The 21,309-nt window shown below is 60.7% G+C and carries 22 protein-coding genes and 3 pseudogenes; 12 read left to right on the top strand and 13 right to left on the bottom strand.

What is annotated here, in order from left to right:
• Positions 1 to 7 precede the first annotated feature (7 nt).
• Genes AC4PS7_RS12295 through AC4PS7_RS12285 form a run of 3 tightly spaced genes read left to right on the top strand, consistent with a single transcriptional unit; the run spans position 8 to position 2,646 of the window.
• Positions 8 to 1,570 carry a PAS domain-containing sensor histidine kinase gene (locus AC4PS7_RS12295; protein WP_021492035.1) on the top strand — a complete coding sequence of 521 codons (1,563 nt, stop codon included), beginning with the start codon at positions 8 to 10 and terminating at the stop codon, positions 1,568 to 1,570.
• Complete coding sequence (locus AC4PS7_RS12290) at positions 1,570 to 1,941, top strand: response regulator (protein WP_010211372.1); 372 nt, start codon at positions 1,570 to 1,572, stop codon at positions 1,939 to 1,941. Before AC4PS7_RS12295 ends, AC4PS7_RS12290 begins: the two co-directional genes overlap by 1 nt.
• A 39-nt stretch (positions 1,942 to 1,980) precedes the next feature.
• On the top strand, positions 1,981 to 2,646 hold the full coding sequence (locus tag AC4PS7_RS12285) for a response regulator transcription factor (protein ID WP_080662774.1): 666 nt from the start codon (positions 1,981 to 1,983) through the stop codon (positions 2,644 to 2,646).
• 1 nt (position 2,647) lies between these two features.
• Here AC4PS7_RS12285 and AC4PS7_RS12280 read toward each other — a convergent pair whose 3' ends face one another.
• Genes AC4PS7_RS12280 through AC4PS7_RS12270 form a run of 3 tightly spaced genes read right to left on the bottom strand, consistent with a single transcriptional unit; the run spans position 2,648 to position 4,406 of the window.
• Positions 2,648 to 3,856, bottom strand: coding sequence for a cytochrome c biogenesis protein DipZ (locus AC4PS7_RS12280; RefSeq protein WP_021492037.1), 1,209 nt, complete (start codon positions 3,854 to 3,856; stop codon positions 2,648 to 2,650).
• A gap of 31 nt (positions 3,857 to 3,887) precedes the next feature.
• Positions 3,888 to 4,100, bottom strand: coding sequence for a hypothetical protein (locus AC4PS7_RS12275; RefSeq protein ID WP_010211376.1), 213 nt, complete (start codon positions 4,098 to 4,100; stop codon positions 3,888 to 3,890).
• 42 nt (positions 4,101 to 4,142) lie between these two features.
• Positions 4,143 to 4,406, bottom strand: coding sequence for a DUF2790 domain-containing protein (locus AC4PS7_RS12270; RefSeq protein WP_010211377.1), 264 nt, complete (start codon positions 4,404 to 4,406; stop codon positions 4,143 to 4,145).
• 224 nt (positions 4,407 to 4,630) lie between these two features.
• Here AC4PS7_RS12270 and trhP point away from each other — a divergent pair, with 224 nt between their 5' ends.
• Entirely contained in the window at positions 4,631 to 5,944 is a 1,314-nt protein-coding gene (gene trhP / locus AC4PS7_RS12265; RefSeq protein WP_492179438.1) for a prephenate-dependent tRNA uridine(34) hydroxylase TrhP, read from the top strand.
• 69 nt (positions 5,945 to 6,013) lie between these two features.
• Here trhP and ctpM read toward each other — a convergent pair whose 3' ends face one another.
• The 3 genes from ctpM to AC4PS7_RS12250 all read right to left on the bottom strand — a co-directional run bounded on the left by ctpM (position 6,014) and on the right by AC4PS7_RS12250 (position 10,148).
• Complete coding sequence (ctpM, locus tag AC4PS7_RS12260) at positions 6,014 to 7,693, bottom strand: methyl-accepting chemotaxis protein CtpM (protein WP_021492039.1); 1,680 nt, start codon at positions 7,691 to 7,693, stop codon at positions 6,014 to 6,016.
• A 120-nt stretch (positions 7,694 to 7,813) separates the two neighbouring features.
• A complete protein-coding gene (locus AC4PS7_RS12255) occupies positions 7,814 to 8,644 on the bottom strand; it encodes an N-acetylmuramoyl-L-alanine amidase (protein ID WP_492179437.1) in 831 nt (276 codons plus the stop codon).
• Between the two features lie 184 nt (positions 8,645 to 8,828).
• The gene (locus AC4PS7_RS12250; protein ID WP_162098524.1) at positions 8,829 to 10,148 is read right to left on the bottom strand and encodes a Na+/H+ antiporter family protein; all 1,320 of its coding nucleotides are present in this window, start codon (positions 10,146 to 10,148) and stop codon (positions 8,829 to 8,831) included.
• A gap of 277 nt (positions 10,149 to 10,425) precedes the next feature.
• On the opposite strand from AC4PS7_RS12250, the pseudogene AC4PS7_RS12245 reads away from it, so the two are divergent.
• Together AC4PS7_RS12245 and AC4PS7_RS12240 are read left to right on the top strand one after the other, a co-directional pair.
• Positions 10,426 to 11,715: pseudogene (locus AC4PS7_RS12245) on the top strand (PDC sensor domain-containing protein); the annotation flags it as partial.
• 348 nt (positions 11,716 to 12,063) lie between these two features.
• A pseudogene (locus AC4PS7_RS12240) lies at positions 12,064 to 12,573 on the top strand (methyl-accepting chemotaxis protein); the annotation flags it as partial.
• Positions 12,574 to 12,598: 25 nt separating this feature from the next.
• On the opposite strand, the gene AC4PS7_RS12235 reads toward AC4PS7_RS12240, so the two are convergent.
• The 4 genes from AC4PS7_RS12235 to AC4PS7_RS12220 are packed head-to-tail and all read right to left on the bottom strand — an operon-like array spanning position 12,599 to position 15,196.
• Entirely contained in the window at positions 12,599 to 13,918 is a 1,320-nt protein-coding gene (locus AC4PS7_RS12235; RefSeq protein WP_010211383.1) for a sensor histidine kinase, read from the bottom strand.
• Complete coding sequence (locus tag AC4PS7_RS12230) at positions 13,915 to 14,583, bottom strand: response regulator transcription factor (RefSeq protein WP_010211385.1); 669 nt, start codon at positions 14,581 to 14,583, stop codon at positions 13,915 to 13,917. Before AC4PS7_RS12230 ends, AC4PS7_RS12235 begins: the two co-directional genes overlap by 4 nt.
• A complete protein-coding gene (locus tag AC4PS7_RS12225) occupies positions 14,583 to 14,894 on the bottom strand; it encodes a PepSY domain-containing protein (protein ID WP_010211387.1) in 312 nt (103 codons plus the stop codon). Before AC4PS7_RS12225 ends, AC4PS7_RS12230 begins: the two co-directional genes overlap by 1 nt.
• The gene (locus AC4PS7_RS12220) at positions 14,894 to 15,196 is read right to left on the bottom strand and encodes a PepSY domain-containing protein (RefSeq protein ID WP_010211388.1); all 303 of its coding nucleotides are present in this window, start codon (positions 15,194 to 15,196) and stop codon (positions 14,894 to 14,896) included. Before AC4PS7_RS12220 ends, AC4PS7_RS12225 begins: the two co-directional genes overlap by 1 nt.
• 157 nt (positions 15,197 to 15,353) lie before the next feature.
• Between AC4PS7_RS12220 and AC4PS7_RS12215 the strand changes: the two genes are divergently transcribed.
• Positions 15,354 to 16,433 (top strand): hypothetical protein, encoded by a 1,080-nt coding sequence (locus AC4PS7_RS12215; RefSeq protein WP_021492044.1) that lies wholly within the window; start codon positions 15,354 to 15,356, stop codon positions 16,431 to 16,433.
• 68 nt (positions 16,434 to 16,501) lie between these two features.
• Here AC4PS7_RS12215 and AC4PS7_RS12210 read toward each other — a convergent pair whose 3' ends face one another.
• From AC4PS7_RS12210 to AC4PS7_RS12200, 3 genes are read right to left on the bottom strand one after another with little or no spacing between them, the layout of a single operon-like run.
• Positions 16,502 to 16,729 carry a hypothetical protein gene (locus tag AC4PS7_RS12210; RefSeq protein WP_252959460.1) on the bottom strand — a complete coding sequence of 76 codons (228 nt, stop codon included), beginning with the start codon at positions 16,727 to 16,729 and terminating at the stop codon, positions 16,502 to 16,504.
• Positions 16,730 to 16,759: 30 nt separating this feature from the next.
• Positions 16,760 to 17,089 (bottom strand): DUF8585 domain-containing protein, encoded by a 330-nt coding sequence (locus AC4PS7_RS12205; protein WP_457244464.1) that lies wholly within the window; start codon positions 17,087 to 17,089, stop codon positions 16,760 to 16,762.
• A 54-nt stretch (positions 17,090 to 17,143) separates the two neighbouring features.
• On the bottom strand, positions 17,144 to 17,362 hold the full coding sequence (locus AC4PS7_RS12200; protein ID WP_305437291.1) for a hypothetical protein: 219 nt from the start codon (positions 17,360 to 17,362) through the stop codon (positions 17,144 to 17,146).
• 86 nt (positions 17,363 to 17,448) lie between these two features.
• Between AC4PS7_RS12200 and AC4PS7_RS12195 the strand changes: the two genes are divergently transcribed.
• The 5 genes and pseudogenes from AC4PS7_RS12195 to AC4PS7_RS12175 all read left to right on the top strand — a co-directional run.
• Entirely contained in the window at positions 17,449 to 18,117 is a 669-nt protein-coding gene (locus AC4PS7_RS12195; protein WP_457244467.1) for a LexA family protein, read from the top strand.
• A gap of 589 nt (positions 18,118 to 18,706) precedes the next feature.
• Positions 18,707 to 19,075 (top strand): superinfection immunity protein, encoded by a 369-nt coding sequence (locus AC4PS7_RS12190; RefSeq protein ID WP_369531295.1) that lies wholly within the window; start codon positions 18,707 to 18,709, stop codon positions 19,073 to 19,075.
• A 116-nt stretch (positions 19,076 to 19,191) separates the two neighbouring features.
• Complete coding sequence (locus AC4PS7_RS12185) at positions 19,192 to 19,494, top strand: DUF1654 domain-containing protein (protein WP_369531294.1); 303 nt, start codon at positions 19,192 to 19,194, stop codon at positions 19,492 to 19,494.
• A 373-nt stretch (positions 19,495 to 19,867) separates the two neighbouring features.
• Positions 19,868 to 20,722 carry a hypothetical protein gene (locus AC4PS7_RS12180; protein ID WP_457244466.1) on the top strand — a complete coding sequence of 285 codons (855 nt, stop codon included), beginning with the start codon at positions 19,868 to 19,870 and terminating at the stop codon, positions 20,720 to 20,722.
• Positions 20,723 to 20,930: 208 nt separating this feature from the next.
• A pseudogene (locus AC4PS7_RS12175) lies at positions 20,931 to 21,209 on the top strand (patatin-like phospholipase family protein); the annotation flags it as partial.
• Positions 21,210 to 21,309: the final 100 nt, after the last annotated feature.

The raw sequence follows: 21,309 nt of genomic DNA, 5'->3' as shown, positions 1-21,309 counted from the left end.
AACCGGTATGTCGAATGAATTCGATCGCGTCGTCGATGCTCTGCCTGGGGTCGCCTTCACCGCCCTCGCGGATGGCAACGTCGATTACGTCAACCAAGGCTGGTGCGCCTACACCGGACGCAGTGCCAGCGCGGCCACCGGGTCTGGCTGGCTGGCGGCCGTGCATCCGGATGACCTGCCAGCCACCCTCAACTCATGGCGCGAAGCCGTTCGCAATGGCGAGCCCTATCGCAAGGAGCTGCGCCTGCAGCAGGCGGACGGTGCCTACCGCTGGTTCGTCAGTGACGGCAAGCCGATGCGCGACAACCACGACCGGATCATCCGCTGGTGGGTGGTCAGCGTGGACATCGACGAGCACAAGCGCGACAAAGCCTTGATCGCCCACGCACTGGCCGAAGTCAGTGCCTCGGAAGACCGCCTCAGCAACATCATCAACGCCATCCCCGGGTTTGTCTGGAGTGCCGCGCCTGACGGCAGTGTGGGCTTCGTCAACCAGCGCTGGTGCGACTACACCGGCATGAGCCTGGACGAAGCGCGCGGCAATGGCTGGGCGCGCTCGGTCCACCCCGACGACGCCGAGCAACTGGCCCGGTACTGGGGCGCCCTGTTGCGGTCGGGTGAAGCCGGAGAATATGAGGCGCGGTTGCGCCGCTTCGACGGCGACTATCGCTGGTTCCTGGTGCGTGCGGTGCCGCAGCGTGATGAGTGGGGCGCAGTGCTGCGCTGGTACGGCGAGAACACCGATATCGAAGACCGCAAGCGCGCCGAAATGCTAGCGGCCAGCATCGCTGTCGAACGCCAGCTATCGGAGGAAACCCTGAGCAAGGTGCGCTCGGAGCTGGCGCACTTGGCACGCGTGGCGAGCCTGAGCACCGTCACCGCCTCGATCGCCCACGAAGTCAATCAGCCGCTGGCCGGGATCATCACCAATGCCAGCACCTGCCTGCGCATGCTGGGCGCCGACCCGCCGAATGTCACCGGCGCCCTGGAGACCGCGCGGCGTACCATCCGCGACGGCAACCGCGCCGCCGAGGTGATCAACCGACTGCGTGCGCTGTTTTCGAAGAAATGCATCACCCTCGAACCCGTCGACTTGAACGAGGCGGCGCGGGAGGTCATCGCCATGCTGCTGGGCGAGTTGCAGCGCAACGACGTAAAACTGCACCCGGAATTTGCCGACGCCCTGCCCACCGTCAAGGCCGACCGCGTGCAGTTGCAACAAGTAATCCTCAACCTGATCCTCAATGCCACCGAGGCGATGAATACCATGACGGGGCGTTCGCGGCACCTGCACGTCACCACTGGCCTGGACGAACACCAGGGCGTTTACCTTGCCGTGAAGGACAACGGCAACGGTTTCGATCCGCGGGATGCCGAGCGCCTGTTCCAGGCGTTCTACACCACCAAGACCACCGGCATGGGAATCGGGCTGTCCATCAGCCGCTCCATTATCGAGCGGCATGACGGGGTGTTGTGGGCCACCGCCCATAGCGGACCCGGCGCCACCTTTCAATTTGCCCTGCCCCGCATGACCGATCAGGACGCGGGCTCGACCAAGGAGGGTATGTGATGGAAAAACCTGCACTCATAGCGGTTGTCGATGATGACGAATCGGTGCGCGAATCCCTGCCGGACCTGCTCCGGGAATTCGGTTTTGCGGTCGAAGCGTTTTCCTCTGCGCCGGCGTTCCTGTCATCGCCCCATGTGGCAGCCACGCGCTGCCTGATCCTCGATGTGGCGATGCCAGGCATGTCCGGCCCGGAACTGCACACCACCCTCACACTGCGCGGCCTTGCCATTCCGGTGATCTTCATCACCGCCCATGGCGATGCCGGCGACCGGCAGAAACTGATGCGCACCGGCGTGGTGGACTGCCTGATGAAACCGTTCAGCGAAGCACAATTGCTGAAGGCGCTGAGCGCGGCCTTTCCAGTCGACTGAACCGCCCCAACAGGGAGCTATCTTGAAGGAGCTATCATGATGCATTCGACTCACCCGATCGCCCATGCACGCAGAGCCGCGCCGATGACCGACACCCAGCCGATCGTATTCGTTGTCGATGACGATGTTTCCGTACGCGAATCCCTGGAGCTGCTGATACGGTTCGCCCAGTGGCAACCCCGACTATTCGAATCGGCCCAGGCGTTTCTGAGCCAGCCACCTGCAGACGTGCCCACCTGCCTGGTGCTGGACATCAACCTGCCCGATCTCAACGGCCTGGACCTGCAAGTCGCCATCGCCAACGAACGCCCGGACACGCCGATCATTTTCATCACCGGCTACGGCGACATCCCTCTTACCGTGCGCGCCATGAAAGCGGGGGCGGTGGAGTTCCTGACCAAGCCATTCAATGATGACGTGCTGTTGACCGCGATTGCTGGTGCACTCGAAAAAAGCCGTACCTTGCTGGATCAACAGGATCAGTTGCGCGTCCTGCGGGCGGCCTACGCCACCTTGACGCCACGGGAGCAGGAAGTGATGACCAGGGTTGTCGCGGGGCATATGAACAAAGTCATTGCAGCCGACCTCGCGATCAGTGAGATCACGGTCAAGGCCCATCGTGGCAAGGCGATGCGCAAAATGAAGGCCCGCTCCTTGGCGGACCTGGTCAAGATGGCGGCTTTGCTGGCAAAGCCGCTGCATTGAGTCACTGAGCGGCCTTGGCTTCGCTCAACAACGTCTGGATCATCTGCTCCTGCGCGTCATAACGACCTTCGCCGAAGTGGGTGTAACGCACTTGCCCCTTGGCATCGATCAGGTAATGGGCGGGCCAGTACTGGTTGTCGAAGTTGCGCCAGATCGCGTAGTTGTTGTCGATGGCCACCGGGTAGGTGATACCCAGCTTGCGCACCTGGTCCTTGACGTTGCCGATGATGCGTTCATAGCCGTATTCCGGGGTGTGCACGCCGATCACCACCAAGCCGTCCTTCTCGTACTTCTTCGCCCATTGCTTCACATACGGCAGCGTGTGCTGGCAGTTGATGCAGTCATAGGTCCAGAAGTCCACCAGCACCACTTTGCCTTTCAAGGATTCGCGGGTGAGTTCGGGTGAGTTGAGCCACTCGACCGCGCCGGCCAGCGACGGCATGGCACCGTTGGCATTGTCCTGGCCAGGGTCGGCCTTGACCTTGCTCACCACGTAATCCACAACTTTGGGCACGTTTTCCAGTACGCCCTTTTCCAGGCTGCTGACACCTTCGGACGACGTACCGGCGAGTAAGGTTTTGTCCGCACCGGTGGAGATCACCACTGCTGCAGCCAGTACCGCCACACCTGCCCCACGGCGCAGCCAACCGGTCACCGGAATCGAGGCCTTGAGTCGATTGACCAAGCCGCGCCCGGCAAAGATCAGCGTGCCCAGGGACAAGGCGCTGCCCAGGCCGTAGGCCACCAGCAACAGGCTGGTCTGTGCATTGGCGCCTTGCAGCATCGCGCTGGTCAGGATCACGCCCAGGATCGGCCCGGCGCACGGCGCCCACAGCAGGCCTGTGGCGACGCCGATCAGGACCGACTTCAGCGGGCCGGACAGCGTGCGGCTGTCAGGATCGAGACGGTTGCCCAACACCACAAAGGGGCGTGCCAGCCAGCCACCGACCCGTGCCGAGATCAGCGACAGCGCAAACAGCCCCATCACGATCAGCGCCACATGGCGGCCGGTGTTATTGGCCTGTATCACCCACTCCGTGCTGACCACGGCCAGGCTGGAAATCAGCGCGAAGGTCAGGACCATGCCGCCGAGAGTCAGCAGGATCGAACGGCGGGTGCGGTCGACGCCGGCGAACAGAAACGGCACCACCGGCAGGATACAAGGACTGAGGACGGTCAGGACGCCGCCCAGGAATGCGATGAGTAGCATGGTGTTCACCTTATCGAGTGGGGAGACGGCTTCACGCCGTCTGGTGGTCCAGCGCCTGGCCAAGCGGTGTGCGACGGCTGCCGTCCTCCACCAGCAGGTCTTGGCCGGCGCCGTGTTGCACCGGGGTCAGTTGGAAACACGTGCTGGCGGCGCAGCTGCTTTTCTCCATCGCGGCGTTGGCGTGCACGGCAGTGCCGGCGAGGGCAAAGGCGGTGGCGGTCAAAAAGCGGGTCAGATGGTTCATGGCGGTTTTCCTGTGGCAAAAAATGGGAGAGGTCAGCGCGACTCAGTTGTCGCCGATGCAGCCGTCGCCGAACTTGAGGTAATCCAGCACCTGGGTCTTGTCGTGGGAGTCCAGGTAGGTCATGCGCGCATTCACCACGCCACAGGCGGGCTTGGAGTCCTGGCTCATCGACACCACTTGCTTGATGTCCAGGTGGGTGCCGTAGGTGTAGGTTTGCGCGGCAGTGGCGGCTTCGGCGCGGGCCGACAAGGTGCAGATGTTCAGGGCGGCAAACAGGCAGGCGGCGTAGATGGCTTTGGTGTTCATGGCGGTTGACTCCAGGTCTTCAGGGTTGGAGGCGGTGTGCCTCGTTGGAATCAATTAGAAGCCCCTGAGGTATCGCGCCTGTGTCGGAAAACCGCGCGGATAAATCGATACGTATCCACAGCCCCCGTCGATACACAGCGATACAAAAAGCCCAAAGGACGACCTGGATCAATAAACCGCCCTCGCCGCTCGGCTACCTTCGCGACCTTTTGCGACCCGTGCCCATGCCTCCCATCCTCGCTCCCGAACTGCTCGCGCCCGCCGGCACCCTGAAAAACATGCGTTACGCCTTTGCCTACGGCGCCGATGCCGTCTACGCCGGCCAGCCGCGCTACAGCCTGCGGGTGCGCAATAACGAGTTCGATCACGCCAACCTGGCACTCGGCATCCAGGAAGCCCACGTGTTGGGCAAGCGTTTTTATGTGGTGGTGAACATCGCGCCGCACAACGCCAAGTTGAAGACCTTCCTCAAGGACCTGGCCCCGGTGATCGCCATGGGCCCGGACGCGCTGATCATGTCCGACCCCGGATTGATCATGCTGGTGCGCCGGCACTTCCCGCAGATGCCGATCCACTTGTCGGTGCAGGCCAATACGGTGAACTGGGCCAGTGTGGAGTTCTGGCAGCAGCAAGGCATCTGCCGAGTGATTCTGTCGCGGGAGTTGTCTCTGGAAGAAATCGATGAGATCCGCCAGCAAGTGCCGGCCATGGAGCTGGAAGTGTTTGTGCACGGCGCGTTGTGCATGGCCTATTCCGGACGCTGCCTGCTCTCGGGCTATATGAACAAGCGCGATGCCAACCAGGGCACCTGCACCAATGCCTGTCGCTGGAAATACCAGGCGACACCGGCTGTGGAAAACGCCACGGGGGATATCGTTCAGCAATGCCAACCCACCCTGGGCATTGGCGCGCCCACCGATCAGGTGTTCCTGCTGCAAGAGGCCAACCGCCCCGATGAACAGATGCCCGCCTTCGAAGACGAGCACGGCACCTACATCATGAACGCCAAGGACCTGCGCGCCGTGCAGCACGTGGAGCGCCTGACCCGGATGGGCGTGCATTCACTGAAGATCGAAGGCCGCACCAAGTCGCACTTCTACTGCGCGCGCACCACCCAGGTGTATCGCCAGGCCATTGATGATGCGGTGGCCGGTCGCGCCTTCGACCGCAACCTGATGACCGACCTCGAATCCCTGGCCCAGCGCGGCTACACCGAAGGTTTCTTGCGCCGCCATGTGCACGATGAATACCAGAACTACCAGAACGGCAGCTCAGTGTCGGAACGCCAGCAGTTCGTCGGCGAGCTGACTGGCGAGCGCCGGGGCGGGCTGGCCGAGGTCAAGGTGAAAAACCGCTTCGCCCTGGGCAATCACCTGGAATTGATGACCCCTGCCGGCAACTTCCACTTTGACCTGGAGAGGATGCACAACAGCCAGGGCGAGGCTGTGGAGGTCGCGCCGGGGGATGGGCACACGGTGTACGTGCCGGTCCCGGCGGAGATGGATGTGCGCTTCGGCCTGCTGATGCGCGACCTATAACGGTCTCGCGTTCAACCAGACACTGAAGCGGGTCGGCCCGTGACAGGAGATGAGCCCTCTTATGGTTGATCAGATCCGGAACTGGCCGACCAACTGCCCCAGGCGCTGACCCAGCTCCGCCAAGCTGCGGGACGTCTGGGCGCCCAATTGGGTTTCGTCGGCGACGCTGTCCACCGCCACAGCGATCTGATGCACGCTGCGGTTGATTTCCTCGGCAACGGCGGTCTGCTCTTCGGCGGCGCTGGCGATCTGGGCGTTCATCGAATTGATGGTGCCGATCAACTGCGCCATGGTGTCCAGGGAGGCTCCGGCTTCGTTGGCCTGGGCCGAGGTGCCGTCGCCGGCATCGCTGGAACGGCGCATGGCCTCCACCGCGGCCTCGGTGCCTTTTTGCAGGCGGTCGATCATGCCCTGGATTTCCTGGGTGCTGGTCTGGGTGCGGCTGGCCAGGGCGCGTACTTCGTCGGCCACTACCGCAAAACCACGCCCGGCCTCGCCTGCCCTTGCGGCTTCGATGGCGGCGTTGAGTGCCAGCAGGTTGGTCTGTTCGGCGATGGAACGGATCACGCTGAGCACACTGACGATGGAAGACACGTCCTGCTGCAGGCTGTCGAGGGACACGCCGCTGCTGCGGATGTCGTTCACCAGCGCGTGGATCTGCGCAATGCTGCCGTCCACCACACGCTTGGCGGCCTGGCCTTCGGCATCGGTTTGCTGGGCAGCGACCGAGGCACCCTGGGCACTGCGCGCCACTTCTTGCGCAGCCGACGACATCTGGTTGATCGCGGTGGCAACCTGGTCGGTCTCGTGGCGCTGGCGTTCCATGGCCTGTTCGGAACGCTGGGCCTGGTCGGAAACCTGACTGACCAGGCCGGTGAGTTGGCTGGTCATCTCGGTGATCTGGCGCACCAGGCCGTGGATCTTGTCAACAAAACGGTTGAACGCCCCCGCCAGATCGCCCAGTTCGTCCTGGCTGGTGATGGCCAGGCGGCGGGTCAAGTCACCTTCGCCGGCCGCGATGTCGTCGAGGTTGGCTTTCATCAAGTGCAGTGGACGCAGGATAGTATTGGCCAGCAGCATGCCAACGGCAGCGATCACCAACAGCAGCACCACGGCCACGCCGAGAATGCTCAGCAGCACGCCCTCCATGCGTTTCTGCACCTTGGCTTCGACCACCGCGACCTGGGCTTCAATACCGTCCAGGTTTACCGACGTACCGATGACCATGTCCCATTTCGGCAGGTATTCGGTGTAGCCCATCTTGGGCACCAATTCGGTCTGGCCCGGCTGGGTCGAGCTGTATTGCAGGTAGTGGGTGCCGTCCTTGCCGACCTTGACCAGGTCTCGGTTGACGTACACGCCATTGGGGTCTCGGTTGTCCTTGAAGCTCTTGCCCACGCCGTCGGGGCTGTTGCCCTTGAACAGGCGGATGGTCTCGGAGTCGTAGCCGAAGAAGTAGCCGTCCTTGCCGTAGCTCGTGTTGGACAGCAGTTTGACCACCTGCGCACGCGCAGCGGTATCGCCAGGCGCGGCCGCGTCGTAGAGCGGCTTGATGGTGCTCATGGCCACTTCGACATAACTTTGCAGGGTGGCCTTGGCGTCGTTGAGCAGGCGCTGGCGGGTTTCTTCCACCTCGTTGCGCGCCTGGCCCTGCAAAATCCACACGGTGGTCAGGCTGATGACCACGGCAAACAGCAGCACCGGCACTACGGCGAGGGACAGGACTTTGGCCTTGAGGCTCAGACGCATGGCTTTTCTCTCTCTTATTAGTGGCGACTTGAGAGGTTAACGGCCAATCGCGCGGATTCTGTAGGACTCAAACGTCTGATGGCGCGCGCACTTACTGCTCCAGCTCGGCCATTCCGGCGTTCAGGACAGATACTTTTCCACCAGGGCCAATGCAACGGCCTCGGTCTCGGCATCAGGGATACCCGAGATACCCGCAGGCCGGAAATGCATCTGGAACGCCCGGATGACCTGGCGGGTTTCGTCGTCCAACACGCCGCTCTGCGGGATCGTGTAGCCATAAGTGGCAAGGGCGCGTTGCACAATGCTCACGTCAACCGTTTGAGATTCAGGGCGCCCGGCCAGGTGCTTGTGTACCGTGACTGCGTCTGGCCATACGCCGATACCGTGTTCGGAAAGCGCCTGCCAGGGAAACAACGGACCGGGGTCGGATTTACGCAAAGGAGCAATGTCACTGTGACCGACAACGTTTTGCGGCTCGATGGCGTAGCGCTTGATCACGTCCGCGGCGAGGTGCTTGACCAGCGCCAGTTGCGCTTCAGTGTAGGGGAACCACAGCCGCCCGGTGGGGCCTTCAATGAAGCCAGCGTTGACGATCTCGATGCCGATGGAGGTGTCATTGAGGTTGGCCCGGTTTCCCCAATGACTGACGCCGGCGTGCCAGGCGCGTTTTGCCTCCGGCACCAACTGCAAAACCACCGGTAGGTTGTGGTGCTTGTGCGGAGTGCTATAGGCGAGGTAATGCGCGCTGGCGGTGCCGTTGGTCAGCGCATCCAGGGAGTTTTTGTCGTCAAAGACCGTGTAATGCAGGACTAAAAAACGAATCCGCTCGTTCTGGTTTGGGGAGGTGTGTGTGGTGTCAACGGCATAGCCGTTTTTTACAATCAGATTTTCCGGCGCCGTGACGCAGGCTGTCATCATCAGAATGGCGAGCAAAAGGACGGCTTTTTTCATCGGAGTACGTCAACGTCGGGTAAGAAGCTCCGGAATATAAAGACCATCGACAGTCCGACGATCTTCCCCTGCCGAGTGCAGGTCGATTTCAGAAAATCACTACCCAAGCCCGAGACTCTTCCGACAAAAGGCGGCGGCAGGCGCCGCCACCGAGACGAATCTGCAGATATGCGCGGCGAGGCTGTTAGAGCGTCATCGCCGCCAACCAGCCAAACGCCAGCAACGGGAGGTTGTAATGCAGGAACGTCGGTACCACCGTGTCCCAGATATGGTGGTGCTGGCCGTCGACATTCAGGCCGGAGGTCGGGCCGAGGGTGGAGTCCGAGGCCGGCGAACCGGCATCACCCAGTGCACCGGCGGTGCCGACGATGCACACAATGGCCACCGGGCTGAAGCCGAGTTGCACGCACAGCGGCACAAAAATCGCGGCCAGGATCGGTACCGTGGAAAACGAAGAACCAATGCCCATGGTCACCAGCAGCCCCACCAGCAACATCAGCAACGCGCCCACGCCACGGTTATGGCCGATGAACGCCGCCGAGGTTTCCACCAGCGAGCGCACGTCGCCGGTGGCCTTGAGCACTTCGGCAAAGCCCGACGAGGCAATCATGATGAAGCCGATCATCGCCATCATCTTCATGCCTTCGGTGAACAGATCGTCGGTATCGCGCCAGCGCACGATGCCCGACACCGAGAAAATCAGGAACCCGGCCAGGGCGCCGATGATCATCGAGTCCAGCCACAGCTGGATGATGAACGCCGAGGCAATCGCCAGGCCGGCCACCAGCAGCGTCAGCGGGTTGTATTGCACCGCCACTTGCTCGACCCGCTCGATTTTCTCCAGGTCGTACACGCGCTTCTTGCGGTAACTGATAAACACCGCCACCAGCAAGCCCACCACCATGCCGAGTGCCGGCAGGCTCATGGCGTGGGTGACGTTGACCTGGCTGATATCCACGCCGCTCTTGGCCACGTTGGCCAGCAGGATCTGGTTGAGGAAGATATTGCCGAAGCCCACCGGCAAAAACATGTAGGGCGTGATCAGGCCGAAGGTCATCACGCAGGCGATCAGGCGGCGGTCCAATTGCAGCTTGGTCAGCACGTAGAGCAGCGGCGGCACCAGCAACGGAATGAACGCGATGTGGATCGGCAGGATGTTCTGCGAGGCAATCGCCACCACCCACAGCAGGCCGATCAGCAGCCATTTGACGTGGCCGCCGCCACTGGCGTCCTGGCGGTCCACCAGCAGCAGCGCCTTGTCAGCCAGGGCGTGGGCCAGGCCGGATTTGGCAATTGCCACGGCGAAAGCGCCGAGCAAGGCGTAGGACAACGCCACGGTCGCACCACCGCCCAAACCGCCATTGAAGGCTTTGAGCGTGGCGTCTATGCCCAGGCCACCGGTCAAACCACCCACCAGGGCGCCGACGATGATGGCGATGACCACATGCACGCGGGACAAACTGAGCACCAGCATGGTGCCGACCGCGGCAATGACTGCGTTAATCATGGTTACCTCAAGCAGAAAAACATAAAAAACAGGCATGCCCGCGCCCAGGCGACCATCGGGTGGCAACCAGCGTGCAGGCGTGAAGGAGGTCTTATTAGAGGGCGCGCACTGTGCAGCAGGTGGGCGCTCATGTCAAAAGCAGGGAGTGAACAAGGCGTTTTTGTGGTGAGCGAGCACCTCATCACAAAGCAAGTTTAAATTGATCGTTTGAATAAAGAAAAGTTGAAATCAGCCGATAACCGAGCTCTATGTGTTTTCAGGTAAGGACGTACCGATGTCGCTTAGGCAGCTCTCCATTCAATGGAAAATCACCCTGCTCGCTGGCCTCTGCCTGCTGGGAATCGTGACCCTGCTGGTGGGTCTGTCGCTGTATCGCATGGAGCAGAGTTCGCAGCAGGTCAAGGCGTCCAGCATGCAGATGCTGGATGAAGCCGCCCAGGCGCGCATCGAGGCCCAAGGCGAAGTGCAGGCGCTGGGCATCCGCCGCCAGTTCATGGACGCCTATCAGTATGGCCATGGTTTTTCCCGCCAGGTGCTGTTCCTGCGTGAACAGGCCGAGAAGCGCTTTCTCGATGCCTTCGACACCCGCGAAGACCTGACCCGCCAGGTCAAGGCCGCGCTGCAGGCCAACCCGGATCTGCTCGGCCTGTCCCTGGTGTTCGAAGCCAATGCCCTGGACGGCAAGGATGAGTTGTTCGCCGGCCAGGCTGAACTCGGCAGTAACGACAAGGGCCGCTTCGCCCTGTACTGGTCGCAGCCGACACCCGGCAAGTTGGAGTCGATGGCGCTGCCGGAAAGCGACATGTCCGACACCAGCGTCGGCCCCAGCGGTGAAAAGGCCAACGCCTGGTTCACCTGCCCACGCACCCTGCTCAAGCCGTGCGTCATCGAGCCATACTTCTACAGGATCAACGGGCAAAACGTGCTGATGACCAGCATCGTCTTCCCGTTGATGGCCAACGGCAAAGTCATTGCCTCGCTGTCGGTGGACATCAACCTCAACAGCCTGCAGGCCGTGAGCCAACAGGCCAGCCAGAAGCTGTATGACGGTCAGACCCAGGTCAGCATCCTCAGCCCCACCGGTTTGCTCGCCGGCTATAGCCCGGACGCGAGCAAGCTCAGCCAGCGCCTGGATCAGGTCGATACCGCCAACGGCGCGCAATTGATCGACGCTTTGGCCAGCAGCACGCATATTCGTAGCCTGCGCACCGATCATCAACTGAAGGTATTGGCACCCTTTGCGCCCATCCCGGAGGGCAAGCCGTGGGGCGTGCTGCTGGATGTGCCGGAGAAAGTCCTGGTAGGCCCGGCTGAAGCGCTGAAAGCCCAAATGGACGCCGAGAACACCCGTGGCACCTTGCTGGAATTGGGCCTGGGCCTGCTGGCTGCGGTGGTCGGCTTGATCCTGGTGTGGTTGATGGCACGCAGCGTGACCCGCCCGATCCTCGGTGTGGCGCACATGCTCGAAGACATCGCCAGCGGCGAAGGCGACCTTACCCGCCGCCTGGCCTACGACAAACAGGACGAATTGGGCCAGTTGGCCGGCTGGTTCAACCGCTTCCTCGACAAACTGCAACCGATCATTGCCGAGGTGAAACGCTCGGTTCAGGACGCCCGTGGTACTGCGGACCAATCCGCCGCCATTGCCACTCAAACCAGCGCCGGCATGGAGCAGCAGTACCGCCAGGTCGACCAGGTGGCCACGGCGTCTCACGAAATGAGCGCCACCGCCCAGGATGTGGCACGCAGCGCTGCGCAGGCCGCACAAGCCGCTCGCGACGCCGACCAAGCCACCCGTGATGGCCTGACAGTGATTGAGCACACCACTCACAATATCGGGGCGTTGGCGTCGGACATGAGCACGGCCATGACCCAGGTCGAAGGCCTGGCTGCCAACAGCGAAAAAATCGGTTCGGTGCTCGAAGTGATTCGCGGCATCGCCGAGCAGACCAACCTGCTGGCCCTCAACGCCGCCATCGAGGCCGCCCGCGCCGGTGAGGCCGGCCGTGGGTTTGCAGTGGTGGCCGACGAGGTACGCAACCTGGCGCAGCGGACCCAGGAGTCGGTGGAAGAAACCCGCCTGGTCATCGAGCACCTGCAAAACGGCACCGAAGCGGTTGTCGGGTCCATGGGTAACAGCTATCGCCAGGCCCAGGGCAGTGTCGAACAGGTCGGGCAAGCCGTGACGGCCCTGCGCCAGATTGGTGATGCCGTCACGGTGATCAGCGACATGAACCTGCAGATCGCAAGCGCCGCCGAAGAGCAAAGTGCCGTCGCCGAGGAAATCAACAACAACGTGGCGACTATTCGCGATGTGACCGAGTCGCTGTCGGAACAGGCGAATGAATCGGCACGGGTGAGCCAGGCGTTGAACAGCCTGGCGAATCAGCAACAAGGGTTGATGGATCAGTTCAGGGTCTAACCAGACAATTGTCGAGGCGCCAGGTTTATCCTTGGCGCTTCGGCAATTCGATCAGCACTTTCAACCCACCCAGCTCGCTTTCCTGCAACTGCAACACCCCGCCCCACACCTCGACGATGTCCCGCACGATCCCCAACCCCAAGCCATGACCATGGATCTGTTCATCCAGGCGCGTGCCACGGCTGAACACCTGGTCACGCTGGGTTTCGGGAATGCCGGGACCGTCATCCTCCACCGCCAACAGGTAGTTGCGGCCAGTCTCCGTGACGGTCAGGCGCACCTCGGCATCCGCCCATTTGCAGGCGTTGTCCAATAGATTGCCGAGCAGCTCCAACAGGTCTTCACGGTCCCAAGGCAGTTGCAGGCCGGACGCGGCGTGGTAGTTCAGGTCCAGGTGTTCGCCATGGATCATGCTGAGGGTGGCGAGCAGGCCGGGCAGTTCTTTTTCGCAGTCAAACAGCACGCCCGGCAGGGTTTCCCCGGCCAGGCGCGCGCGGTTGAGTTCACGGTTGAGGCGTTGTTGCACGTGCTCCAATTGATCGCGCAACAGCTTGCTCAGCTCGGGGCGATCCTTGAGCGCGTCGCTCGACGCGGCACTCAACAGCACGGCTAACGGGGTCTTGAGGGCATGGCCGAGGTTGCCCAAGGCATTGCGTGAACGCTTGAGGCTGTCTTCGGTGTGAGCCAGCAGGTGGTTGATCTGCGCCACCAACGGTTCCAGTTCCAGCGGTACCTGGGTATCGAGCTGTGAACGCTGGCCCTGTTGCAGTTGGGCGATCTGGTTGCGCGCGGTTTCCAGCGGGCGCAAGGCGCGCCGTACGGTGATCCGTTGCAGGATCAGCACCAGCAGCAGCGCCGCCAGCCCTAGCACCAGACCGATCTGACGCATGAGACGGAAGCTTTCCCGCACCGGGGTGTAGTCCTGGGCCACGCTGATGGAAATCGGCTGGCCAAAGCGTTTGTAGTCCGAGCGCAGCACCAGCAGTTGCTGGCCTTCCGGTCCCAGTTGCAGATTGCCCTTGATCCCGACTTCGGGCAGGCGCGGCAGTTCCTGGTCCCACAGCGAGCGGGACCGCCAGTGGGTGTCGGCAAAGTCGATGCGGAAGTAGTGCCCGGAAAACGGACGCTGATAGGCTGGCGACAGGCGTTGTTCATCCAACTGCACACCGTTAGGACCACGCACCAGCGCCACCAGCAGGTTCTCGGCGTCGTTGCGCAACCCGGCTTCCAGGTAACGCTGCAAACCGGCTTCAAACAGCCACAAGCTGGTTTGTGCCAGCACCACGCCTACGATCACCATGACACTGACCAGGCCCAGGCTCAGGCGTCGCTGGATCGACTTCATGCAGGGCTGGCGCCAAACCGGTAACCCTGGCCGCGGCGGGTCTCGATCACGCTGCGGCCCAACTTGCGCCGCAGGTGGTTGACGTGGACTTCCAACACATTCGAATCGCGCTCGGTTTCGCCGTCATACAAATGCTCGGCCAAATGGCTTTTCGACAGGATCTGTTCGGGGTGCAGCATGAAGTAGCGCAACAGGCGGAACTCGGCGGCGGTCAGCGGGATCTCTGCGCCATCGCGCAGCACGCACTGGCGGCCTTCATCCAGGTGCAGACCGGCGGATTGCAAGGTGGGCTGGTTGGCCTGGCCGTGGGAGCGACGCACCAGCGCTTGAATGCGCAGGTACAGCTCCTCGGGGTGAAACGGCTTGCTCAGGTAATCATCGGCGCCGGCCTTGAGCCCTTCGATGCGCTCGGCCCAGGAATCGCGGGCGGTGAGGATCAGCACCGGGGTGGCCAGCGCCGCGGCACGCCATTGCGCCAATACCTCAAGCCCAGGCAAACCGGGCAGCCCGAGGTCGAGGATGATCAAGTCATAGGGTTCGCTACGCCCCTGGTACGCGGCGTCGCGACCATCGGCGAGCCAATCGACGGCATAGCCCTGGCGTTGCAGCCCGGCCAGCAATTCATCGGCCAGGGGGACGTTGTCTTCCACCAAGAGCAGGCGCATCAGTCTTCCTCATCTTTGATCAGCACACCGGTGCTGGCGTCCAGCTTGATCTCGCGCACCACGCCTTCGGTGGTCACCAGTTCCACTTCATAGGCATATTGGCCGTGCTTCTTTTCCAGTTCGGCTTCCAGCAGGCGGGAACCCGGATACCGCGCCATGGCCTGGTGCAACAGCTGCTCCAGCGGCAGGATCACCCCCTGCTGGCGCAGCGACAAGGCTTCATCCTGATTGAGGTCGCGGGCCGCCAGGCTGGAGCAGAATGCCATGAGCACCAGCGCGGCACGACTGCTGGCGCATAGATTAACCTTCATTACGTTTCCTGATGATTCTTGAGAACCTGCCCGGTGAGCGCGTCCAATTCAACGTCCCATTCGATGCCCTGGGCATCTTCCAATTCGACCTCGTAGACGTACTTGCCGTAGGCCTCGTCCAGGTCGGTATCCAGCAGCGTCGAGCCGGGGTGCAGGGCCAGGGCCGCGGCTTCCAGTTTATCGAAGGCGACAATAGTAACAGTGGCAGGCACTTTCAGTGGCTTGTCGGGGTCCACGGCTCGGGCCTGGGTCGCCATGAGGGCGATCATACCGGCGGCGACCAGAGCGGTGAGGCGCTTCATGATATGTCTCCGTTACAGGATGTTTTCCTACGCCGGTCACCGTACGCGCTGCAACTTAACTGAAACTGAATTGCCACCATGGCAATTCCCGGCAAGGCCTTTTCACACATTCCGCGAGATTTTCTATAATGTCCCGCTCGCTCGAACAGAGACCGGTATGACAGCTATCCACATCAAGTTTCCCGCCCTGACCCTCAAGGCCGGCAAACGCGCCTTTGCTCGTATTCGTGCGCAAGGCTTCACACCGGCCGACGTCGGCATCCTGCCCGGCGCGGCCGGCGGCCCCAAGGCATTGGGTATCCAGGGCCTGGACCTGGCGCTATTCGGTGACTGGTTGCCCCGCGCGCCACGGGAACGGGCGCTGATCGGGGCTTCCATCGGCTCCTGGCGGTTTGCCAGCGCGTGCCTGCCTGACCCGGTGCAAGGCCTGCTGGACCTCGGTCGTCTGTACAACGAGCAACGTTTTGCCAAAGGCGTGACCATGGCCGAGGTCAGCCAGAGCTGCCAACGCATGCTCGACGACCTGCTGGCCGGTCGCGATGCACAGCTACTGGATAACCCGAACTATCGTCTGAACATCATGGTGGTCAAGAGCCACGGCCTGCTCGCCGATGACCACCGTGGGCGCCTCGGGCTGGGCCTGTCGTCGGTGATCGCCGACAACCTGCGCGGCCGCGCGCGGCTGTCGCGGCACTTTGAGCGGCTGATCATCCACGACCCGCGCCAGGCGCCACCGGTGCACCCACTGAAGGATTTCCCGTCGCGCTTCCTGGCCCTGGAACTGGGTAACCTGCGCCAGGCCCTGCTAGCTTCGGGCTCGATCCCCATGGTAATGCAAGGCGTGCGCGACCTGCCGGGCGCAGGCGCCGGCACCTACCGCGACGGCGGCCTGCTGGACTACCACCTCGACCTGCCCTACCACGGCGACGACATCGTGCTGTACCCGCATTTCACCGACCGGGTCATCCCCGGCTGGTTCGACAAGGGCCTGCCGTGGCGGCGCAGCAACCCGCAAGGTCTGCAGGACGTGTTGCTGCTGGCACCGTCCAAGGACTACCTCGCCCGCCTGCCCCACGGCAAACTGCCGGACCGCAGCGACTTCAAGCGCTTCATGGGTGACGATCCTAGCCGCAACAAATACTGGCAGACCGCGATGAGCGAAAGCCAGCGGCTGGGCGATGAGTTTCTGGCATTGGCGGACAACGGCCGATTGGGCGAGAGCCTACAGCCCCTGTAGACGCCACCTCAAACGCTGGTCGGAATCCGATAGGGATTTGGGGGGGTAAGCCGGCAGGGATGCCGTTTTTATTTCATCAGTTGCTCACCCTTGCGCCTCAACTCCCACGCCTTTGCTTCAGCCTGGCAGCACTGCTTGGCGAAAGCCAATAAGTGCGGCAGATCCAGTTCGCACATCACCTGGTCTTCAAACACTTCGCTGCCGATATCGATCACGTCGCCAAGGGCGCGGATCAGCACACCGAAGTTTTTGTTCGCACATTCGTCGCTGATCATCTTGCGGACGCCGGTCAACACGTGACGGTTCGCAAGCTCATTTACACAGTGTTAACGGAACTCAGGCTCAAGGGCGTTGACCCACGACTCTTCCAGCCAGGACGGCATTTCCAGATCACTGGACAGCCAGCGCTGAACGCGCTTGAGCCAGCGGCCGGTCGCCTTCACGAACTCGGCCGCATCATTCCGTGGGCTCGGAGCATCAAAGTCCGGTACCTCTTTAGAGACGGCCTTCTCTGGACATGACAAATGCAGCTCACGGCTCAGCGCGTGGGCGAAATCGTCTTGGCTCAAGCTGGTGCGTGCGATCTGGTTTGCTGCGTGGGCGACCAGCACCTGACCACGGGTTTGTACGGTGTGTCTGGAACTGGACGTTTGCATGGGGACTGCTCCCTTCTAATCTGGCCTCAGTAGAACGGCGGACAGAGATGTCGCTTAGGCTGCCATCTCGGCCCACGGAAATACGGAAACTACGGACAAAGGGAATTTTTTTAAAGCACATTCGGTCAACACCTCCCCTCGCTTGGCAACCACAGGAGACATGCCGTGTTTCTCGCGAACCAAGCCGGAGACGGTGCCGTGATCAACCTTGAGCTTTTCCGCGGCGTCCTGGGTGCCGAAGGAGGCAACGAGGTCCTTATAAATAGTGTTCATGCCGCCCTCTAAACGGGAATACCTATATGAAAATTTATAGGCATACCGATTTGCAAGGATATGGGAGCACCCGTAATACTCGCCGAATGGAATTTAAAGACCGTTTAAAGACAGCGCGCCGACACGCCAAGCTTAACCAGAGCGAGTTGGCCGTAAAAGCAGGTATCACGCAGACATCGATTTCTGACCTTGAGCGTGGAAAATCGAAAGCTACTGCTCACGTCGTGAAGATTGCCGACGCGTGCGGAGTGAGCGCCAAATGGCTCTCCGATGAGATTGGGCCAATGCTGACGTCTGGGTCGATATCCAGTTCAGGTGCGTCGAACCTCTCCCCTGCAACCCAGCCCGCCAAATCGTTCCGCTATCCGGTAGTGAGCTGGGTTGCTGCCGGCACTTGGTCGGAAGCGGTGGAGCCGTACCCGGCAGGTATATCCGATACCTACGAGTTTTCAGAGTACGACTCCAAGGGCCCGGCCTTCTGGCTTACGGTCAAAGGCGACTCGATGACAGCGCCCGCCGGCCAAAGCATCACCGAAGGCACGCTGATCCTGGTTGACAAAGAGGCTGAAGTAGCGCCAGGTAAGCTGGTTGTAGCCAAGCTGCCAGACAGCAACGAAGCCACATTCAAGAAGCTTGTCAGCGACGGCGGCCGGTTGTTCCTGAAACCGCTTAACCCCAGCTACCCCATTGAGGCCGTCGACGAGAACTGCCGGATCGTGGGCGTTGTCGTGCGGGCGCTGCAAAAGTTTTGTTGAAAACAAGCAGATCGCCTGGGATTTATGGCGCAGGCAAACAATGCATGGAGCAGGATTCTAAATGGCGCAGCCCAAGACTATCCCGTTGCTCGCGATACAGGCGCAAAAGCACTGGCATAGAGGGCTACGCTGAAGACTGGTTTTTGAAGCTGCACTTTAAAAAAAGCTCGGTTCCTGGCGTCCGAGATCCGATTTCCATCACTCTCATCGTCAATAGAGCGAGGGTAGTAGCTGTGGATGACAATGGTCATGGCGCAATAACTGGCCCGGATCGCGATACAACCTAGATCCAGACGATACCCCCCCAAAAAAACTGGAAGGTGGATTGGAGCTTGGTGTACCGGGCTGTTGGGAAAATGCTCGACATCAAGAATACGCACGGGGATACGCATCGCAAGATTGTCTTAGAGCCAGGTGATGAGGACGATAATCGTAAGGGGGCCACAGCCCTTGCAGACGCGGCAGAGGTAGTCATCTACACCGGGTCAAATCACCTAGTTCAGGCGTTTGTAGCCTAACCGATCCCGGCCAAGTACAGGGCTCTTTTATCCGTCCTCCCTCTTCCGCCAATTGTGGCTGTACGCCACGAATGCTGCAGTGCTGGCTCATAAATGGAGTGACACTGATGAAGGTTCTTGGGTTACTTATTCTCGCGGCGATAGCGCTGTACTTTTATCCTACGATTTGCGCCGCTGGAGAGCACCCGCGAAGCGCCGGCATATTCGCACTCAACCTACTGGCTGGATGGACTTTCGTAGGCGGGGTCGCGCTTTTGTCTGGGCGCTCAGCAGGCCGACACCAGTTGAGTTCGCGCGAGCCAACGGCATTCCTGAAGCCCCTTATCGGGACCCGGCTGCTGCCGAAAAATGAAGGGCTCCCGGTATTGCGTCGAGCCCATAAAGCTGCCGCTACCAGGTGCAGGTTCTGCGGCTCTGATCTGGAGGGAACGCCAGCTTAGCGTGCTCAACTGCATAGAGCCCGCCACGCGCGGGCTTTTTAATGTCCTCTGGAAACGTTCGACCGATCAAAACATGCATTTATGCATAAATTTACGTGCAGGGCTATTGCCAATATATGGCAACCCAAATACTGTATACCCATACAGTAACAATAAAGGAGTACGACATGCCGCGCCCAGTATTGAGCACATCAAAACTGCTCTCTTCCTACGAGGCAGCAGGCCGTCGCCTGCAAGCCCTGATTTCTGCTCCAGGCGTTCAAAAGTATCAGGCGGTAACGGTGCGTAGGCTGGAACATGAAAGCCCCGAGGATTGGAAGCGGCTGCTAGATGAGATTGGCGAAACTGCCGGCGTCCGGGTCGAGTCCCTTGATGGAGGAACCGTAAGGATCGGTTGGCGAGAATACTGCGACACATAGATAAGCCCGCCACTAAGCGGGCTTTTATCGCCCACTACAAATATTATGGGATTACCCATTGAAGCAAAATATAGGAATACCTATAATCTCCCCCAATACAGCAACATAAGAGGGACTGCGAAGGGCCTCACAACTCGACGCTCTTTAGCGACACCCCTTCCGGGCTGGCTCGCAATTCCTGAGATGATATCGCTGGACGCGACGCACGCCGCGCGGATCTTCAAAGCCGTCGGCGCATGGCGACAGGTGAAGGTCGACTCATGCGCCGCAGAGCCGGCACCCAGCAACGCAACTAAGGAGAGCATCAACCACAAAATACTTAGTAAAAAGTTTCACTTACCGCAACAACCAACCAAACCTGAAAGGAATCAATATGAAAAACATCATGCTGGCTCTCGCATGCCTCACGTCCGCTGCAGCCAATGCTGAAACATACTCAACTTACACAGAAACGCCTGGAACAGCGGTAGGGTTTGTTACCTCCGTTGAGGAATACAAGCCAGGGAGCGGAGGCTATGGCGACGGCGCGATTCAGAGCAACGCCCTGGGCGCGCCGAATGGAAATTACCTATCTCTCGGAAAATCAGGAAGTGCAGTCTTCAAAGTTGGCCCCAATGCCCTAAAAGCCAATGGTACTTCGGCGATCGACATGTATGTGTATGAAGCCGGTTGGTGGGATTCATTTGACGTGTACATTTCCGCCAACGGCGTGTCGTACACCAAGCTGGTGCCGACTACCACCTCCATCGCTTCTGGCGGCTCAGGCTCCTGGGTAGGCTTCAACATCGACGGCCAAGTCGACACAGTGCTCGCCTACCCCTATGTGAAAGTCGTCGACACCAGCAACAACACCAGCACTATCCCGGGTACTGACGGGGCAGACATCGACGGCATCATGATTACGAGCGCCGCCGCTCCGGTGGGTAACAACGTGATATATGACACTGACATGCATGACGGTAAAACTTATAACCTTTACCAGGATAAGGACACTGGCGTCGTGGGAGTGAAGGTGATTACTGGAGCTGGCGCGGTTTCTTACCTCCCGTTTTCGAATGACAACTCGCTCGCACCTATAGCGGTCTCCGTGCAATCCGACGTCAATGGCGACTCAATCAACGACATTGATATTTTGGTGACACGTAAATCCGATCATGCACAGCTCAACATTTACCGAGACTTCAGCGGCGCACTCATTAAAACGGTAGACAACTCAGCTATCAAATAACACTAGCTCATAGGCGCCGTCTGAACTCAGATCTACAGTTTGGACGACGGCCGAGCGTGATGTGATGCCGTTGCCTGACGTCGAGAAAATAGAAGAGGTAGGTCATGGTCAAGTCAGTACAGGAACGATCGGCCAAAGCTGCACAGAAACGACTGGCTGTCGCGGCACTTTGAGCGGCTGATCATCCACGACCCGCGCCAGGCGCCACCGGTGCATCCCCGGCTGGTTCGACAAGGGCCTGCCGTGGCGGCGCAGCAACCCGCAAGGTCTGCAGGACGTGTTGCTGCTGGCACCGTCCAAGGACTACCTCGCCCGCCTGCCCCACGGCAAACTGCCGGACCGCAGCGACTTCAAGCGCTTCATGGGTGACGATCCTAGCCGCAACAAATACTGGCAGACCGCGATGAGCGAAAGCCAGCGGCTGGGCGATGAGTTTCTGGCATTGGCGGACAACGGCCGATTGGGCGAGAGCCTACAGCCCCTGTAGGTGCCACCTCACCGCTAACCACGATGCGAAGCGAGCGGCTCTTGCTCTTGCTCTTGCTCTTGCTCTTGCTCTTGCTCTTGCTCTTGCTCTTGCTCTTGCT

The organism is Pseudomonas sp. DW-iso3 (assembly GCF_058725305.1).
Note: the sequence above shows the minus strand (reverse complement) of the source record. Positions and strands in the feature narration are given on the sequence as shown.

Bases quoted from the DNA above. Each gene is read 5' to 3' on its own strand.
- AC4PS7_RS12185 (WP_369531294.1), top strand. From the start codon at position 19,192: ATGGCAACCCAAATACTGTATACCCATACAGTAACAATAAAGGAGTAC.
- AC4PS7_RS12230 (WP_010211385.1), bottom strand. From the start codon at position 14,583: ATGCGCCTGCTCTTGGTGGAAGACAACGTCCCCCTGGCCGATGAATTG.
- AC4PS7_RS12255 (WP_492179437.1), bottom strand. From the start codon at position 8,644: ATGAAAAAAGCCGTCCTTTTGCTCGCCATTCTGATGATGACAGCCTGC.
- AC4PS7_RS12205 (WP_457244464.1), bottom strand. From the start codon at position 17,089: ATGCAAACGTCCAGTTCCAGACACACCGTACAAACCCGTGGTCAGGTG.
- AC4PS7_RS12285 (WP_080662774.1), top strand. From the start codon at position 1,981: ATGCATTCGACTCACCCGATCGCCCATGCACGCAGAGCCGCGCCGATG.
- AC4PS7_RS12195 (WP_457244467.1), top strand. From the start codon at position 17,449: ATGGAATTTAAAGACCGTTTAAAGACAGCGCGCCGACACGCCAAGCTT.
- AC4PS7_RS12235 (WP_010211383.1), bottom strand. From the start codon at position 13,918: ATGAAGTCGATCCAGCGACGCCTGAGCCTGGGCCTGGTCAGTGTCATG.
- AC4PS7_RS12220 (WP_010211388.1), bottom strand. From the start codon at position 15,196: ATGAAGCGCCTCACCGCTCTGGTCGCCGCCGGTATGATCGCCCTCATG.
- AC4PS7_RS12290 (WP_010211372.1), top strand. From the start codon at position 1,570: ATGGAAAAACCTGCACTCATAGCGGTTGTCGATGATGACGAATCGGTG.
- AC4PS7_RS12270 (WP_010211377.1), bottom strand. From the start codon at position 4,406: ATGAACACCAAAGCCATCTACGCCGCCTGCCTGTTTGCCGCCCTGAAC.
- ctpM (WP_021492039.1), bottom strand. From the start codon at position 7,693: ATGCGTCTGAGCCTCAAGGCCAAAGTCCTGTCCCTCGCCGTAGTGCCG.
- AC4PS7_RS12215 (WP_021492044.1), top strand. From the start codon at position 15,354: ATGACAGCTATCCACATCAAGTTTCCCGCCCTGACCCTCAAGGCCGGC.
- trhP (WP_492179438.1), top strand. From the start codon at position 4,631: ATGCCTCCCATCCTCGCTCCCGAACTGCTCGCGCCCGCCGGCACCCTG.
- AC4PS7_RS12200 (WP_305437291.1), bottom strand. From the start codon at position 17,362: ATGAACACTATTTATAAGGACCTCGTTGCCTCCTTCGGCACCCAGGAC.
- AC4PS7_RS12180 (WP_457244466.1), top strand. From the start codon at position 19,868: ATGAAAAACATCATGCTGGCTCTCGCATGCCTCACGTCCGCTGCAGCC.
- AC4PS7_RS12280 (WP_021492037.1), bottom strand. From the start codon at position 3,856: ATGCTACTCATCGCATTCCTGGGCGGCGTCCTGACCGTCCTCAGTCCT.
- AC4PS7_RS12295 (WP_021492035.1), top strand. From the start codon at position 8: ATGTCGAATGAATTCGATCGCGTCGTCGATGCTCTGCCTGGGGTCGCC.
- AC4PS7_RS12190 (WP_369531295.1), top strand. From the start codon at position 18,707: ATGCTGCAGTGCTGGCTCATAAATGGAGTGACACTGATGAAGGTTCTT.
- AC4PS7_RS12275 (WP_010211376.1), bottom strand. From the start codon at position 4,100: ATGAACCATCTGACCCGCTTTTTGACCGCCACCGCCTTTGCCCTCGCC.
- AC4PS7_RS12225 (WP_010211387.1), bottom strand. From the start codon at position 14,894: ATGAAGGTTAATCTATGCGCCAGCAGTCGTGCCGCGCTGGTGCTCATG.